This is a genomic window from Pseudomonas ekonensis (genome assembly GCF_019145435.1).
Lineage (GTDB): Bacteria > Pseudomonadota > Gammaproteobacteria > Pseudomonadales > Pseudomonadaceae > Aquipseudomonas > Aquipseudomonas ekonensis.
Map to the genome: position 1 here is coordinate 109,017 of NZ_JAHSTS010000002.1, position 14,257 is coordinate 123,273.

The 14,257-nt window shown below is 66.3% G+C and carries 17 protein-coding genes; 11 read left to right on the forward strand and 6 right to left on the reverse strand.

Going from position 1 to position 14,257, the window contains the following annotated elements; genetic code table 11:
• Positions 1 to 5: 5 nt before the first annotated feature.
• A complete protein-coding gene (locus KVG96_RS13400; RefSeq protein ID WP_085580026.1) occupies positions 6 to 377 on the reverse strand; it encodes a hypothetical protein in 372 nt (123 codons plus the stop codon).
• Positions 378 to 504: 127 nt separating this feature from the next.
• Here KVG96_RS13400 and KVG96_RS13405 point away from each other — a divergent pair, with 127 nt between their 5' ends.
• Positions 505 to 834, forward strand: coding sequence for a hypothetical protein (locus KVG96_RS13405; protein ID WP_085580111.1), 330 nt, complete (start codon positions 505 to 507; stop codon positions 832 to 834).
• 30 nt (positions 835 to 864) lie between these two features.
• On the opposite strand, the gene KVG96_RS13410 is transcribed toward KVG96_RS13405, so the two are convergent.
• Together KVG96_RS13410 and cynR are read right to left on the reverse strand one after the other, a co-directional pair.
• Positions 865 to 1,926 carry an MBL fold metallo-hydrolase gene (locus KVG96_RS13410; RefSeq protein ID WP_217892575.1) on the reverse strand — a complete coding sequence of 354 codons (1,062 nt, stop codon included), beginning with the start codon at positions 1,924 to 1,926 and terminating at the stop codon, positions 865 to 867.
• A 45-nt stretch (positions 1,927 to 1,971) separates the two neighbouring features.
• Entirely contained in the window at positions 1,972 to 2,853 is an 882-nt protein-coding gene (gene cynR / locus KVG96_RS13415; RefSeq protein WP_217892576.1) for a transcriptional regulator CynR, read from the reverse strand.
• Between the two features lie 117 nt (positions 2,854 to 2,970).
• On the opposite strand from cynR, the gene cynS reads away from it, so the two are divergent.
• The 4 genes from cynS to KVG96_RS13435 all read left to right on the forward strand — a co-directional run bounded on the left by cynS (position 2,971) and on the right by KVG96_RS13435 (position 5,390).
• Positions 2,971 to 3,438 carry a cyanase gene (gene cynS / locus KVG96_RS13420; RefSeq protein WP_217892577.1) on the forward strand — a complete coding sequence of 156 codons (468 nt, stop codon included), beginning with the start codon at positions 2,971 to 2,973 and terminating at the stop codon, positions 3,436 to 3,438.
• 83 nt (positions 3,439 to 3,521) lie between these two features.
• A complete protein-coding gene (locus tag KVG96_RS13425) occupies positions 3,522 to 3,770 on the forward strand; it encodes a DUF2790 domain-containing protein (RefSeq protein WP_217892578.1) in 249 nt (82 codons plus the stop codon).
• Between the two features lie 12 nt (positions 3,771 to 3,782).
• Positions 3,783 to 4,442: a carbonic anhydrase gene (locus KVG96_RS13430; RefSeq protein WP_217892579.1), complete on the forward strand. Its 660-nt coding sequence runs from the start codon at positions 3,783 to 3,785 to the stop codon at positions 4,440 to 4,442.
• Positions 4,443 to 4,613: 171 nt separating this feature from the next.
• A complete protein-coding gene (locus KVG96_RS13435) occupies positions 4,614 to 5,390 on the forward strand; it encodes an alpha/beta fold hydrolase (protein ID WP_217892580.1) in 777 nt (258 codons plus the stop codon).
• A gap of 48 nt (positions 5,391 to 5,438) precedes the next feature.
• On the opposite strand, the gene KVG96_RS13440 is transcribed toward KVG96_RS13435, so the two are convergent.
• Both KVG96_RS13440 and glsB read right to left on the reverse strand, forming a co-directional pair.
• A complete protein-coding gene (locus KVG96_RS13440) occupies positions 5,439 to 6,941 on the reverse strand; it encodes an aldehyde dehydrogenase family protein (protein WP_217892581.1) in 1,503 nt (500 codons plus the stop codon).
• Positions 6,942 to 7,066: 125 nt separating this feature from the next.
• Positions 7,067 to 7,975, reverse strand: a complete 909-nt coding sequence (glsB, locus tag KVG96_RS13445; RefSeq protein WP_085580012.1) for a glutaminase B — start codon at positions 7,973 to 7,975, stop codon at positions 7,067 to 7,069.
• A gap of 374 nt (positions 7,976 to 8,349) precedes the next feature.
• On the opposite strand from glsB, the gene KVG96_RS13450 reads away from it, so the two are divergent.
• A complete protein-coding gene (locus KVG96_RS13450; protein ID WP_217892582.1) occupies positions 8,350 to 8,547 on the forward strand; it encodes an HvfA family oxazolone/thioamide-modified RiPP metallophore in 198 nt (65 codons plus the stop codon).
• A gap of 58 nt (positions 8,548 to 8,605) precedes the next feature.
• Positions 8,606 to 9,121 carry an HvfX family Cu-binding RiPP maturation protein gene (locus KVG96_RS13455; RefSeq protein ID WP_217892583.1) on the forward strand — a complete coding sequence of 172 codons (516 nt, stop codon included), beginning with the start codon at positions 8,606 to 8,608 and terminating at the stop codon, positions 9,119 to 9,121.
• Positions 9,122 to 9,124: 3 nt separating this feature from the next.
• On the opposite strand, the gene KVG96_RS13460 is transcribed toward KVG96_RS13455, so the two are convergent.
• On the reverse strand, positions 9,125 to 10,753 hold the full coding sequence (locus tag KVG96_RS13460) for a L,D-transpeptidase family protein (RefSeq protein ID WP_217892584.1): 1,629 nt from the start codon (positions 10,751 to 10,753) through the stop codon (positions 9,125 to 9,127).
• 152 nt (positions 10,754 to 10,905) lie between these two features.
• Here KVG96_RS13460 and KVG96_RS13465 point away from each other — a divergent pair, with 152 nt between their 5' ends.
• The 4 genes from KVG96_RS13465 (at position 10,906) to KVG96_RS13480 (ending at position 14,235) form a co-directional block, all read left to right on the forward strand.
• Positions 10,906 to 11,631 (forward strand): murein L,D-transpeptidase catalytic domain family protein, encoded by a 726-nt coding sequence (locus KVG96_RS13465; RefSeq protein WP_217892585.1) that lies wholly within the window; start codon positions 10,906 to 10,908, stop codon positions 11,629 to 11,631.
• Positions 11,632 to 11,893: 262 nt separating this feature from the next.
• Positions 11,894 to 12,151, forward strand: a complete 258-nt coding sequence (locus tag KVG96_RS13470; protein WP_217892586.1) for a DUF2790 domain-containing protein — start codon at positions 11,894 to 11,896, stop codon at positions 12,149 to 12,151.
• Positions 12,152 to 12,163: 12 nt separating this feature from the next.
• Positions 12,164 to 12,835 carry a heavy metal response regulator transcription factor gene (locus KVG96_RS13475; RefSeq protein ID WP_217892587.1) on the forward strand — a complete coding sequence of 224 codons (672 nt, stop codon included), beginning with the start codon at positions 12,164 to 12,166 and terminating at the stop codon, positions 12,833 to 12,835.
• Positions 12,832 to 14,235 carry a heavy metal sensor histidine kinase gene (locus KVG96_RS13480; protein ID WP_217892588.1) on the forward strand — a complete coding sequence of 468 codons (1,404 nt, stop codon included), beginning with the start codon at positions 12,832 to 12,834 and terminating at the stop codon, positions 14,233 to 14,235. The genes KVG96_RS13475 and KVG96_RS13480 overlap by 4 nt, the downstream gene beginning before the upstream one ends.
• The last annotated feature ends 22 nt before the right edge of the window (positions 14,236 to 14,257 follow it).

A 14,257-nucleotide genomic window follows, 5' to 3' on the forward strand; every position in this document is an offset into this window, starting at 1 on the left:
TTTCCTCATTCCAAAACGACTTTGTCCGACAATATGTAGTGACCAAAAATAATCACTACAAAACCGTTGACGACGTCGTTCGGCTTTTGCATGATGCAGACGTCTCCCCGATCGGGAGCACTGGCAACACGCTTGAGCAAGCTCGTCTGACCGCCGAGTTGTTTTTTCCGGATACACGCTGCCCACAAGGCAGATTGAAGAAGCTGACCTGGCCTGAACGTCCAGTACAAGGACGGGAAACGCTGGCGAAAATTCTCAAGTCGCTTGTGGCGAACCCTGAAAAAGTCGTCAAGGAGCCTCCCGGTTTTCGCTGTTTCTCTTCGTTGTGACGCTATTGCGTAGCAGTTATTCAACACGACTACATGCAACAGACGCATGACCCCGTACTTATCACGGGCGACCGCTGACGTCCTGGTTTCGGTGCCAGGGATCAACTAACCGATGGGCTACCTGTATTAGCGAATCAACTTTGCAAGATCACCAAACTGGTCAAGGGGCATGAACATGAATCTGAACAACCAACCTACCATCGAAGAACTGGCTCGTCTTTTCGCAGCGAAGAAAGACACCCACGACAGCCATATCCTGTGGATCAGCAAGTCGGGGCAGGTACAGATCGACTGCCTGTCGCCCCACGCCGGTGAAGAAGAGTTCGACAAGAACAACCAGAATCTGCTGGCCCGCCTGAAGATGTACCGCCGCGGCCAGGGTTATGTCGGCAAAAAGGCCGCCGCCGACAAGGACTTCATCGGCAATGTCCTGCAGACGCTGAAACAGGCCTGGGACTCGATGCAGAACCAGACTGAGGCCCGGGTCATCGACCGGCTCTGCTGATCGACGAACGCCATGAAAAACCGCTCCCCTTCAAGGGAGCGGTTTTTTTTCGGGCGCCGGAAAGCGCACCTCGGACAGCGGCGCCGGCAGGACGACCGGCACCTGCGGGCCGACCGTGGTCTGCACCACCCGGATCATCGAGCGCACATCCTGTCCGGCCAGCAGTCTCGGCTCACGGGGATCGCTGCCGAAGAAGTTTTCCCAATGACCGATCAACACCATCCGCGGCCGGTGCCGCTCCAGCACCCGCTGCGGATAGTGGCGTACCTGTTTCCACGATGAGGCGCAGAGTATTTCGACATCGACGCCCTTGCCGTCGGCCAGCGCCGGCATGTATCCGAACGGCGGCGTGGCCGCCGAATCCTGATAGTGGATGCGGTAGACCGTGTTCTTTGCGGTGTCGTCCATCAGGTCGATGATCCAGGCCAGGCTCTGGCCGGGCTTCCACCGCCACAGCGACAGCTCGGGTTTCGTCAGGTCGGTGTGATAGTCGCCGGGGATCAGGTTAAGGCCGGCGACATGGCCGGCGTGCTCGCTCTGGATCGGCATCACCCGGATGCGGCCGCTCGGGGACGGGAACCACTGCCCCTCTTTCATCAATGGGCCGGGCTCGCCGAAGCCTTTCAGTTTCGCCATGACGTCTTGAACATCGACGACGGGAAACCGCTTCAGCTCATCGAACCCCTGGAGGATATGCTTGACCGTCGCCGAGCCGTAGATCGTCGCCCGGGGCGTGTACTTGCGGACGATGATCGGCACGTCCAGCAGATGATCGTAATGGCCATGCCCCACCAGCAGCATCCGCACGTCAGCGGCGTCGGGCACTTCACGCATGGCGTCATCGATCTTGCGCTCGTTGGCCAGCACCAGCGGCGAAGGCACGCCGCGCAGGCCGAACAAGCCGGGGTTGCTGAACGACGGCGCCAGCATCAGGCTCTCGCCCTTCCAGTGCAGCAGCCACCCGCCGACGCCGAGGAACTGGATCTTCGGCCCGGCAAGAGCATGATCGTCGGAGACCCGAAGGTTCTGGTCCAGCGGATCCCGGGTGCAGCCCGTCAACACCATCAGCACGATCAGCAGAATCACCGGCATCGCTGCATTCCTCTGTAGGCTGCCCAAAGCCTAGCGGAGGAAGGCTCAGGCGTCAGGCGTTCCCAGCAGCAGGTTCATGAACGCCACCGACGCGGCGCTGTGGTAGTTGTTGCGGCGGCGCAACACCGCCGCTCCGCGCTGCGGCGCCTCGCCTTCGGCGCGGACCTTGTGCAGCCCCCGATCCAGGGTCGCGATGGCTTCCGGCAGCATGGTCGCCATCGGCGCGTGGCGTATCACTTCCAGCAGCGTGCTCACGGAGTTGACCTCGATCTGCACCCGGGGCGTGATGCCCTGCCGACGAAAGTACTCGTCGGTCGACTGGCGCGTGATGAACCCCGGCGCCAGCAAGGCGAATTCCAGCTGCGCCACCTCGTCCGGGCTCAACGGCGACTCACGCCCGTACAGCGGATGGCCGCGCCCGACCATGATCCCCAACGTCTCGACGAATGCGGGAAGGCACTCGATGTCGGGATGGCGCGCCGGCGCGAAGGCGATTGCGATGTCCAGCGAGTCGTCCGACAGCCCCGCCTCGATGTCGTCCATCGACAACTCGAAGATCTCCAGGTGAATGCCGGGAAACCGCGCCGCGAAATCCCGCACCAACGGCCCCACCAGGTACGCCATGAACGTCGGGGTCATGGCCAGGCGCAAGGTGCCCCGGGTCAGGTCTTTCACGTCATGCAGCGCCCGTTTGCCCGCCTCCAGTTCCACCAGCACCCGCCGCGCGCATTCGATGTAGGCCAGGCCGGCGTCGGTGGGGCGGACCGTGCGCGAGGTGCGGTCGAACAGCGTCACGCCGAGGCTGTCCTCCAGTTGGCGGATCTGTTGCGACAGGGTCGGCTGCGACACGTGCAGCGCCTCCGCCGCGCGGGTGAAGCCGCCGTGGTCGGCCACGGCCAGCAGGTAACGCAGATGTCGCAGCAGCATGGGCATTCCATCTATAGGCAGGACTTATGCCGAGCATTGTATATCGGTCTTGGACGCTATGGATCGGTCGGCGCAAGATCACTTCCACACCAAGCCAACCCCGAAAGGAGTGACACCATGCAACAGTCCCACGCCTACAACGACACCCGCCTGGCCCTGACCACCCGCGTCCTGGACGCCAAGGCCCGCAAAGACCTGTCGTGGCAGGACCTGGCCGACGACACCGGCCTGAGCCTGGCCTACGTCACCGCCGCCCTGCTCGGCCAGCACCCGCTGCCGGCAGCCGCCGCACAGACCGTCGGCGACAAGCTGGAGCTGGACGCCGCCGACGTCGCCGCCCTGCAGATCATCCCGCTGCGCGGCAGCCTGAGCGGCGTGCCGACCGACCCGACCATCTACCGCTTCTACGAGATGATCCAGATCTACGGCACCACCCTCAAAGCCCTGGTCCACGAGCAGTTCGGCGACGGCATCATCAGCGCGATCAACTTCAAGCTCGACATCAAGAAAGTCGAAGACCCTGAAGGCGGCTCCCGCGCCGTGGTCACCCTCGACGGCAAGTTCCTGCCGCTGCGTCCGTTCTGATCCACCCGGCCCGCACCCGGCGTGCGGGCCTCCCTGACCCCCGATGGCCGACACCGTCACACCACTTGTCTGGAGGCTGCCCCATGCAAAAGATTCCGCTGCTCCTCGCCCTGCTCGCCGGCCTTGCCGCCCAGGCCCAGGCCCAGGCCCAGGCCGATGAAGAAGCCGTCGCCTACCGCTACGGCATGACGCTGGACATCGCCCAGGTCGTGAGCGTCACCCCGGTCGCGGACATCTGCGGCGTGGTGCCCGTCGAGATGACCTATCTCGATTCCCACGGCGAAAGACACATCCTTCAATACAGCGAATTCGGCACCGGCTGCTCGAACTGAGAGGACGACACCATGAAAAACCTGATCGAAGGCTTCCTGAAATTCCAGAGCGAAGCGTTTCCGCAGCGCACCGAACTGTTCAAGCACCTGGCCACCACCCAACAGCCCGGCACGCTGTTCATCACCTGCTCCGACAGCCGCGTGGTGCCGGAACTGCTGACCCAGCAAGAGCCCGGCGAGCTGTTCGTGATCCGCAACGCCGGCAACATCGTGCCCTCCTACAGCCCCCATCCGGGCGGGGTATCGGCGACGGTGGAGTATGCGGTGGCCGTGCTCGGCGTCACCGACATCGTCATCTGCGGCCACTCCGACTGCGGCGCGATGACCGCCATCGCCCGATGCAAATGCATGGATCACCTGCCCGCCGTCAGCGGCTGGCTGCAGCACGCCGAGTCGGCGAAGGTGGTCAACGAGTCCCGGCCCCATGCCGATGACGCGGCGAAACTGAGTTCGATGGTGCGGGAAAACGTGATCGCGCAACTGGCGAACATCCAGACCCACCCCAGCGTGCGCCTGGCCCAGGAGAAAGGCCTGCTCAACCTGCACGGCTGGGTGTACGACATCGAGACCGGCTCCGTCGACGCCCTCGGCAGCGACCGCCGCACGTTCGTCTCGCTGGCCGGGCACCCGGCCACCTGCGCGATACCGGCCACGTCCGCCGAAGCCGCCTGAACCCGACGCCCCGAACCTTTCGGGGCGTTCGGTTTGTATCGTTCTGTAGCCTGCGCAGCGCCAGACACAGTTCAACGCATCCACGGCAGGAGCCCGACACATCGCCGATACAGCCGGCGCCTCCAATAGGCCCCGACGCGGTATCCCTCCTCCCGACACAAGGAACACACGATGAACAAGTGGTTTGCAGGACTTGCCCTCACCGCCGCCATGGCCGGCGCCGCCTCGGCCATGGCGGCCGACGCCAAGCCCACCGTCGTGCTGGTGCACGGCGCCTTCGCCGACTCCAGCAGCTGGAACGGCGTGGTGAAGATTCTGGAAAAGGACGGATACCCGGTGGTGGCCGCCGCCAACCCGCTGCGCTCCGTCAAGGGCGACGCGCAATCGGTGGCCGACGTGCTGGCCGGGATCAAGTCGCCGGTGGTGCTGGTCGGCCACTCCTACGGAGGACCTGTGATCAGCGCGGCGGCCTACGGCAGCGCCAACGTCAAGGCACTGGTCTACGTCGCCGCGTTTGCCCCTGAGGCGGGCGAGACCGTGGCCGGGCTGGCCGGTCGTTTCCCCGGCAGCACCCTCGGCCCGACCCTCGCCCCGCCCGTGGCCTTGAAGGACGGCGGCAAGGACCTGTACATCCAGCAGGCCAGGTTCCACGACCAGTTCGCCGCCGACGTGCCGAACGCCGACGCGAAACTGATGGCCGCGACCCAGCGCCCGATCACCGAAGCGGCGCTGAACGAGGCGTCGGGCGAGCCGGCGTGGAAGTCGATCCCGTCGTGGTTCGTGTACGGCGACCAGGACAAGAACATCCCGCCCCAGGCGCTGGCGTTCATGGCCGAACGGGCCCACGCCCGGCAAACCGTGGTGGTCAAGGGCGCGTCCCATGTGGTGATGGTGTCGAACCCGAAAACCGTGGCCAGCCTGATCGAAGCGGCCGCCACCGCGAAGTGAAACGCAAGGGCCGCGCCCGTCATCCCGACGGGCGCGGCCCTTTGCCGTTCAGCGTTTGACGCCCAGGTCGACCTGGGTCATGCGGCTGCGCACGGTGAACACGCCGTCGCCGGACAGGATCGCGCTGCGGGCGAACAGGCGTCCGCTCTCCCAGTTCGAAAGTCCCAGTTCCGGTTTGTTCAGCGCGTATTGGCCGTCGACCCAGCGGGTGATGCCGTTGCCCACGAACGGCGCGTTGACCGCGTTGTAGAAGCGCTGCTGCTCGGCGGCGTTCTCGCTGATCAGCGACACGGTGAACTGCGGGCTGTAGCGGTTGAACAAGGCAATCGCCCGGTCCAGGCCATCGACGATCATCAGGCTGGTTTCCGGGGTCTCTTCCCACTCCCACTCGCGGCCCAGTTGCGCCTCGGGCAGCGGTTCGGCCTGGGCCTCGGTCCTGTAGCCTTCGGCGCGGCAGACCTCGACCGTCGCGTTGCGCCACTCATCCGGCAGGCCACTTTCACTGCCCTCGACGATGTGCAGTTTGCAGCCCTGGCCGCGCGCGGCGCCGGCCTGGCGCAGCGCATCAAGAAACAGCGGCACCAGTTCGGCGGCACGCTCGCGGTGGATCAGGCAGACGTTGAGGGTGTTGCAGACCTTGCGGTCCAGGGAATTGCGCACCACCGCCGCGAAGCGTTCGGCGTCGGCCTCGCGGTCGGCGATCAGCCACGCGCCGCCGGTGCCGTGCAGGCTGACGGCGGTGCCGGCCTGCCGGGCGATGCTGCCCAACTGGCTGACCGCCCGGCCCGAACCCCGGGCCACCGCCAACGACAGGCGCCGGTCGGCGAACATCGCCCAGCCGGCGGCGTGGTTGACGCTCTCCACCAGCGACACCGCCCCCGCCGGCAGGCCGGCATCGGCCAGCGCCGGGTTCAGCGCATGGGCGACGATGGCTTGCGCGGTGCCCAGCGCATCGCTGCCGATCCGCAGCACGGCGGTGTTGCCGGTGCGCAGCACGCCGGCCGCGTCGGCGAACACGTTCGGGCGGCCTTCGAACACGAAGGCGACGATGCCCAGCGGCGACACCACTTGCTCCACTTTCCAGCCGTCGTGCTCGACGCTGCTGATGACCTGGCCACGGGTGGCCGGCGCATCGCGCCAGGCCCGCAGGCCGGCGATCATGTCGCGGCGCATGCGCTCGTCGGCCAGCAACCGTGTGGTGGAACGGCCGCGGGCCTTGGCCCTTTCGATGTCGGCCAGGTTGGCCGCTTCGATCAGGGCCCAGCACTCGGCGGACTCCAGGCGTTGGGCGAACCGGTCGAAGAAGCGGCTGATGGCCTCGTCCGGCACCGCAGACAAGGCGCCGAAAGCCGCTGCCGCACGCTCGATCGCCACCGCCGCCGCTTGCTGGTCGGCCACGGGAATCAGCAGCAGCTCACCGCTGACCTGCTCCACGAGCAGGTGGTCACCGGGTCGGAAGCGCTCGGCCAATTCGGGGCTGACCACAGTGACGCGGTTGCCGGCGAAAGGGATGGGCGTGCCGGCGACGAGACGTTCGAGCGCGAGAGACATGAAGCGGATTCACCATATGAATGAGCGGGCAAAAAATGTATAGGAAGGCCCGCCACCAAGGCAACCCGCAGAACCCTGTGGGAGCGAGCAGGCTCGCTCCTACAGTCAGCGGATGGCGGCGTCGGTCAGAACACCGACCAGCCGATCCGCGCGCTGAGCATCTCCAGCGCCGCCATGCCCGCCAGCGAGTTGCCCGCCGTGTTGAGCTCGGGCGACCACACGCACACGGTGAACTGTCCCGGCACCACCGCGACGATGCCGCCGCCCACGCCGCTCTTGCCCGGCAGGCCGACGCGGTAAGCGAAGTTGCCGGCCTCGTCGTACAGGCCGCTGGTGGCCATGATCGAGTTGACTTGCTGGGTCTGGCGGCGGGTCAGGATCTGTTCGCCGCTGTGCTTGCAGAAGCCGTCGTTGGCCAGGAAGCAGAACGCACGGGCCAGGTCGATGCAGCTCATGCGCAGCGCGCAGTGGCTGAAGTAGCTGCGCAGCACCGCCTCGACGTCGTTGTGGAAGTTGCCGAACGACTGCATCAGGTACGCCATCGCCGCGTTGCGGGCCCGGTGCTGGTATTCGGATTCGGCGACCTTGCCGTCCACCATCACCTGCGGGTTGCCCGACAGCCGCCGGACGAAATCGCGCATCGACAGCGCCGGCGCGGCGAAGCGCGACTGGTTGATGTCGCAGATCACCAGCGCCCCGGCGTTGATGAAGGGGTTGCGCGGCCGGCCGCGCTCGAACTCCAGTTGCACCAGCGAGTTGAACGGCTGGCCGGAGGGCTCGTGGCCCAGGCGTTCCCAGATCGCCTCGCCGGAATGCTCGATGGCCTGCACCAGGCTGAACACCTTGGAGATGCTCTGCACCGAGAACGGCGTGTCGGCGTCGCCGGCGCAGTACATTTCGCCGTCGTTGCCGTACACGGCGATGCCCAATTGATTGGCCGGCACGGTGCCGAGGGCGGGAATGTAGTCAGCCACCTTGCCTTGCCCGATCAGGGGCCGGACAGCGTCAAGGATCTCGTTCAACAGCGCTTGCATGCCGGGTTCCGAAGTCTCGCCCCGTGGGATCGCGGGGACACCGTGGCTAGACGCTGCGGACCGCTGCCGGATCACAGCGCCCAATCAAATCCCCTGTGCGGTGTCCTCACTGACGCCATCGCCAGCAGGCTGGCTCCTACAGGTGATGTGCAGCACGCAAAACCTGTGGGAGCGGGCTTGCCCGCGATGAGGCCCGCACGGTCATTCACACCCAGGCCTGTATCGCAGTGTGTACCGCCTCGCCGCAGACACACGGCGCCCATACTTCTGCCTCCCCGCGACACATCACCGATACACCCCGGCGTTCAAATGAACCTGTCGACCGGCACTGCCGGTCAAGCCTTTGAACCCACTCGATGCATCGGAGAACCATCATGACCCCGCTTTCGAAAAAATCCCTCGCCCTCGGCCTGCTGATCGCCTCGGGCCTGGCCCTGTCCAGCGCCGCTTCGGCCTCCGAGGCCTTCAGCGTCAAGCAACTGGACCACGGCTACAGCCAGGCCAAGGCCGACGCCACGGAAAAAACGTCGGAAGGCAAATGCGGCGAAGGCAAGTGCGGCGCCGGCGAATGACGCCCGACGCGGGGCGCGCTGCTGCCCCGCATTCCCTGACAACCTGGAGCATCCGGACATGACCCCCTCTCTTTCGACCGCCGTCAAAGGCGTGCACCTGAACCTCGACCGCGCTGGCCAATGGCTCGCGCCGCTGACGCTGCGGCTGTTCATCGCCTGGGAATTCTTCGAATCGGGCCTGGAGAAGTTCAACGGCCAGAACTGGTTCGAAGACATCCAGGACAGGTTCCCCTTCCCCTTCGACCATCTGCCGGCGACCCTGAACTGGGAGCTGTCGATGTGGGCCGAGCTGATCGGCGCGCTGGCGATCCTGATCGGCCTCGGCACGCGTTTCTCGGCGGTCTCGCTGATCGTGGTCACCGTGGTCGCCACCGCCGCCGTGCACTGGCCGGCGGACTGGTCGTCGCTGAGCGAACTGGCCCAGGGCTACGCGATCACCAACAAAGGCTTCGGCAACTTCAAGCTGCCGGCCATTTACCTGGCGGCGCTGCTGCCGCTGGTGTTCGCCGGGGCCGGAAAGCTCAGCGTGGATGCGTGGCTGGCCAGGGTGTTCTGGCAACGCCACGCCCGCTGAGGGTCAGTGCGCCCGGTCCAGCCCCGCCAGCAGCGCGCTGTCGCGGCTGTAGATGTCCGGCGCGTAGAGCACGCGGCCGTGGCTGTCGACCTGGGCGGTCCAGTAGGTCATCAGGATCGGCACCGGGTTGGCCAGGCGGAATTCGTGGGTGGTGCCGGTGGCCAGCAAGGTGTCGGTGCGCGCCTTTTCCGCCGGGCTGAGCAGCAGGTCGCGCAGCTTCATCGGATGCTCGACCCGCACGCAGCCGGAGCTGAACGCCCGCGGCCCCTTGTCGAACAGCGCCTTGCTCGGCGTGTCGTGCAGGTACACCGAGAACGGGTTGGGGAAGCGGATGACCATCTGCCCCAGCGGGTTGCGCGGCCCGGCGTCCTGGCGCAGGAGGATGTTGCCGGGGTTGTCCCAGTCGATGTCGGCGGCGGCCAGCGGCTGGCCGTTGGCGTCGAGCACTTGCAGGTTCTGGCGGCTGAGGAAGGTCTGGTCCTTGCGGATCTCCGGCAGCTTGTCTTCCTTCCAGATGGTCGGCGGCACGGTCCAGGTCGGGTTCAGGGTCAGCCGGGTGACCCGGGACTTGAGCAGCGGGGTCTGGCGTTCGGCGCGGCCGACCTGGGTGCGGGTCTGCCACACCGGCAGGCCGCCCTGATAGAGGGTCAGTTCGGCGGCGGCGACGTTGACCAACAGGCCGTCCGGTTCCATGTCCTGGGCCAGCCAGCGGAAACGCTCGAGGTTGACCCGCAACTGTTCGCGGCGGGTCAGCGGGCTGATGTTGAGCTCGGCGATGGTCCCGGGGCCGACCACGCCGTCGGCCTGCAGCGAATGGTTGGCCTGGAAGCTCTTCACCGCCTCCACCAGCACGCCGTCGTAGGCGTTGCCCGGCGTGCCGGCCGCGCTGTGCAGGTAGCCTTCGCTGTACAGGCGCTGGGCGAGTTCCGGCACGCGCTTGTCCGCCATGTCCGGGCGCAGCAGCGGCCCGTTGCCCACCGCGCCCCAGTGCGGCAGGGCTTGCTGGCGCTGGGCGGCGTAGAGGTGACGCAGGTTTTGGTACTGCGCCAGGCGCGGACGGGCCCGGTCGAACGCCGCCGCGATGTCGTGCATGCCCGGCACGGCGATGTCCAGCAATTCGGCCTGCCGGTCGCGGGGCGTTTCGTCGGCGTGCCACAGGGGCTCGAAGTGCGATTGCAGCAGGCGGCCGTAATGCAGGTCCTGCAGGGCTTGCAGGTAGTGGCGGCTGATGTCGATGTCGGCGCACAGGTCGCCGTCCTGGGGTACGCTCCCCGCCACCGGATAGCGTTGGGGGTTGAGGCCGTCATCGGCCAACAGTTGCAACTGCGCATGCAATGTCGCGAGGCGCCCGCCGTCTGCCCACACGGGCAGCCAGTCCTGCTGCTGATAGAACGCCTGCAACTGCTGGAGCGCGGGGGCGTCGAGCCGGGCCGCCACGGCCGGACAGGCCTGGGGCAGGCTGACCAGCGACGCCTGCAACGGACTCTGCACCGGTGCCGGCGCGGCCACCGGCGCATCGACCGTCACGTCGGCGGGCAGCGTCGGCAGCCCCGGCAGCGGCTCCCCGGCGCATGCGACAAACGGCGCTGCGAGCAAACAAACGCTCAAGTAGCATGCATGTTTTTTGAACAACTGCTTTACTCCAATCCATGGCCGTCCGGAAATGACGGTCAACCTTACATCAGGTGCGGTGAACAGTCAGGCCCGATTCCCGGGCCTGCCGGGAACGACTGGACGTCAGGAGCCAAAGTGCCAGACATGTAGCAAGTGAGGACACTCTGTAAATGTTGACGTCTTTTCGCCGACTTCTGCTGACTGCCATCGTCCCGGCCTTGATCGCCGCCTCGATGACCAGCCCAGCCATTGCCGCCGGCACCGTCCGGCCATCCCTCTACAACAGCCTCGCGCACGCCGCACCGGAACTCAATCCCCAAGCGCTGAAAGGTGCCTTGAACGCCATGCAGTGCGCGGTCAACAGCGGCGCCCGGCAGTCGCGCCACCTGGCGATCATCGACTACTCGCAGCCGTCCACCGCCCGCCGCCTGTGGATCTTCGACCTGGCCCGCAAGAAACTGGTGCTGCGCGACCTGGTCGCCCACGGCTCCAATTCCGGGGAAAACTACGCCACCCAGTTCTCCAACCGCGAGGGCAGCTACCAGTCCAGCCTGGGGCTGTTCCGCACCCAAGAAAGCTACGAAGGCACCCACGGCTACTCGCTGCGCATGGACGGCCTGGAGCCGGGCTTCAACGACATGGCCCGCGACCGCGACATCGTGATCCACGCCGCCGACTACGTGAACCCGCTGTGGAGCAAGCGCCAGGGCCGCATCGGCCGCAGCCAGGGCTGCCCGGCGGTGCGCCCGCAGGTGGCCAAGCGGGTGATCGACAGCCTCAAGGACGGCCAGTTCATGTTCTCCTGGTACCCCGACCAGCACTGGCTCAAGTCCTCGCCGTACCTCAACTGCCAGCCGCAGCAGGTGGCCGGGATCATCAGCTCCGCCGGCAACTGATCCCTCTCTTCTCCTCAAAGGTTGAGGTCGGGTGTGCCGGCCTCATCGCTGGCAAGCCAGCTCCCACAGGGTTCAGCAGCGTTGCCGGCCCTGGCGCACACCGCAAACCTGCTGACTGTCTCGTCTGCGAAGGCACCGCAGAGCCACACCCTTTCATTACAGCTTTGTAATCAAGCTGTCGGTTTGCTGAGCGGATCGCCCGGTAGCCTGAAGTTGTCCCGGCACCTGTGCCGATCCACTTCACGCACCGAGCGACCCCGTCATGAAAACCTTTGCCCTTGCCTTCGCCGCCCTCCTCGCCACCGGTTCCGCGTTCGCCGCGCCCGCCCCCGACTCGACCGTGATCCACGATGAAAACGGCTACTTCGTTCATCTGGACATCGACAAAGTCTTGTCCAGCACCGATATTTCCCAGGCCTGCGGCGTGATCCCGGCCCGGCTCCACTACCTCGACCACCAGGGCCGCGAACATGTGCTGGACTATCAGGTGCATGGCAGCGGCTGCACCAACGACAATTGAGACCCGACATCCATGAACATCCTCGTCGTCGAAGACGAACCCAAAGCCGGCAATTACCTGCTCAACGGTTTGCAGGAACTGGGCTACAGCGTGAGCCTGGCGCGCAACGGCGCCGACGGCCTGCACCTGGCGCTGGAGCACGGCTTCGACGTGATCGTGCTGGATGTGATGATGCCGCAGATGGACGGCTGGGAAGTGCTGCGCCGGCTGCGCAAGGAGGCCGACACGCCGGTGCTGTTCCTGACCGCCCGCGACGACATCGCCGACCGGGTCAAGGGCCTGGAGCTGGGCGCCGACGATTACCTGATCAAGCCGTTCTCCTTCGCAGAACTGGTGGCGCGCCTGCGCACCCTGACCCGGCGCGGGCCGATCCATGAAGAGGAACAGCTGCAGGTCGCCGACCTGCAGATCGACGTGCTCAAGCGCCGGGTCACCCGCGCCGGCACGCGGATCGTCCTGACCAACAAGGAGTTCGCCTTGCTGCAGCTGTTCGCGACCCACGCCGGCCAGGTGCTCTCCCGTTCGCTGATCGCCTCGCGGGTGTGGGACATGAACTTCGACAGCGACACCAATGTGGTCGATGTCGCGGTGCGCCGCCTGCGGGCCAAGCTCGACGATCCGTTCGCGCTCAAGCTGATCCACAGCGTGCGCGGCATCGGCTACCGCTTCGACATTCAGCCATGAAAACCAACGGCACCTATTCGCTGACCCTGCGCCTGGCGCTGGTCTTCGCCCTGCTCGCCTTCGCGTCGCTGGCGGGCCTGGGGGCGGCGCTGTACAACGAACTCGAAGCGCAACTGATCCGCCGCGACGACATCCAGCTCGCCAGCCGGGTCGATCAGCTGCGCACCTTCCTCAACGACAGCAACACCCTGGAACTGATCAAGAACAAGCCGGCGCTGTTCCAGAACATGCTCGGCAACCGCGAGGCGTTGCTGACCATCGGCGCGCCGGGGCAGCCGCCGCTGCTGGTGGTCAACCCCGGCAACCTCGCCACCCCGAGCGTGCCCGCCGTGCCCATCGGCCACCCGATGGCGCTGAGCGACGTGAAGCATCTGCCGAACATCAACGGCGTGCCGTTTTCGGCGGTGGCGGCGACCATCGACTCCGGCGAGCTGGGCAACCTGCAAGTGCTCACCGGCCGCCTGATGACCGAACGCACGGCGATGCTCGCCACCTACCGGCTCAGCGTCTACGGCCTGGCGACCCTGGCGGCGGCGGTGCTGGCGCTGATCGGCTGCCTGCTGGTGTACCGTGGCCTGCTGCCGTTGCGCCGGCTGGCGCGGCACGCTCATGGCATCGGCGTCGGCAACCTGGGCGAACGCCTCGACAGCCACGGCACGCCCCGGGAACTGAAGCCGATGATCGACGCGTTCAACGCCATGCTGGACCGGCTCGCCAAGGGTTTTGCGCAGCTGAGCCAGGTGTCCACCGACATGGCCCACGAACTGCGCACGCCGATCAACAACCTGCTGGGCGAAACCCAGGTCGCGCTGCAGCAGAACCGCAGCGTCGAGGCCTACCAGCAACTGCTCGCCTCCAATGTCGAGGAGCTGGAACGGCTGGCGCGGATGCTCGACAACATGCTGTTCCTGGCCCGCACCGATCCGGCCAGCGCCATGAGCCAACGCCAGGAGCTGGACGCCGCCGACGAGATGCAGCGCATCGCCGACTACTTCGAAGGCCTGGCGGCGGACGCCGGCATCTGCATCGAGGCCCGCGGCAGCGGCGTGATCTGGGCCGAACCGATGCTGCTGCGCCGGGCCCTGGCCAACCTGTGCGCCAACGCGATCAAGTACGGCGCCGCGGATTCGACGGTGCAGGTCGAAGCCACCGCCGAAGCGGACGGCAGCCACCTGCGGGTGCGCAACCACGGCCCGACCATCCCCGCCGAACACCTGTCGCGGCTGTTCGAGCGCTTCTACCGGGTCGACCAGTCCCGTCAGCGCTCGGCCCAGTCCAACGGCCTGGGCCTGTCCATCGTCGCCACCATCATGCAACTGCATCAAGGCCGCTACAGCGCCAGCAGCGCCGACGGCGAGACCTGCTTCGAACTGTTCTTCCCCGCTCGCCAAACCCCGTAAATGCCCTGGCGGCAAGGGAGCT

What these genes read in the sequence shown, in the direction of transcription:
- cynR (WP_217892576.1), bottom strand. Translation starts at nt 2,853, where the DNA reads ATGCTGCTGCGACATCTGCGTTACCTGCTGGCCGTGGCCGACCACGGC.
- KVG96_RS13450 (WP_217892582.1), top strand. Translation starts at nt 8,350, where the DNA reads ATGACCCCGCTTTCGAAAAAATCCCTCGCCCTCGGCCTGCTGATCGCC.
- glsB (WP_085580012.1), bottom strand. Translation starts at nt 7,975, where the DNA reads ATGCAAGCGCTGTTGAACGAGATCCTTGACGCTGTCCGGCCCCTGATC.
- KVG96_RS13400 (WP_085580026.1), bottom strand. Translation starts at nt 377, where the DNA reads ATGCGTCTGTTGCATGTAGTCGTGTTGAATAACTGCTACGCAATAGCG.
- KVG96_RS13435 (WP_217892580.1), top strand. Translation starts at nt 4,614, where the DNA reads ATGAACAAGTGGTTTGCAGGACTTGCCCTCACCGCCGCCATGGCCGGC.
- KVG96_RS13470 (WP_217892586.1), top strand. Translation starts at nt 11,894, where the DNA reads ATGAAAACCTTTGCCCTTGCCTTCGCCGCCCTCCTCGCCACCGGTTCC.
- KVG96_RS13425 (WP_217892578.1), top strand. Translation starts at nt 3,522, where the DNA reads ATGCAAAAGATTCCGCTGCTCCTCGCCCTGCTCGCCGGCCTTGCCGCC.
- KVG96_RS13475 (WP_217892587.1), top strand. Translation starts at nt 12,164, where the DNA reads ATGAACATCCTCGTCGTCGAAGACGAACCCAAAGCCGGCAATTACCTG.
- KVG96_RS13440 (WP_217892581.1), bottom strand. Translation starts at nt 6,941, where the DNA reads ATGTCTCTCGCGCTCGAACGTCTCGTCGCCGGCACGCCCATCCCTTTC.
- KVG96_RS13480 (WP_217892588.1), top strand. Translation starts at nt 12,832, where the DNA reads ATGAAAACCAACGGCACCTATTCGCTGACCCTGCGCCTGGCGCTGGTC.
- cynS (WP_217892577.1), top strand. Translation starts at nt 2,971, where the DNA reads ATGCAACAGTCCCACGCCTACAACGACACCCGCCTGGCCCTGACCACC.
- KVG96_RS13430 (WP_217892579.1), top strand. Translation starts at nt 3,783, where the DNA reads ATGAAAAACCTGATCGAAGGCTTCCTGAAATTCCAGAGCGAAGCGTTT.
- KVG96_RS13410 (WP_217892575.1), bottom strand. Translation starts at nt 1,926, where the DNA reads ATGCCGGTGATTCTGCTGATCGTGCTGATGGTGTTGACGGGCTGCACC.
- KVG96_RS13405 (WP_085580111.1), top strand. Translation starts at nt 505, where the DNA reads ATGAATCTGAACAACCAACCTACCATCGAAGAACTGGCTCGTCTTTTC.
- KVG96_RS13455 (WP_217892583.1), top strand. Translation starts at nt 8,606, where the DNA reads ATGACCCCCTCTCTTTCGACCGCCGTCAAAGGCGTGCACCTGAACCTC.
- KVG96_RS13465 (WP_217892585.1), top strand. Translation starts at nt 10,906, where the DNA reads ATGTTGACGTCTTTTCGCCGACTTCTGCTGACTGCCATCGTCCCGGCC.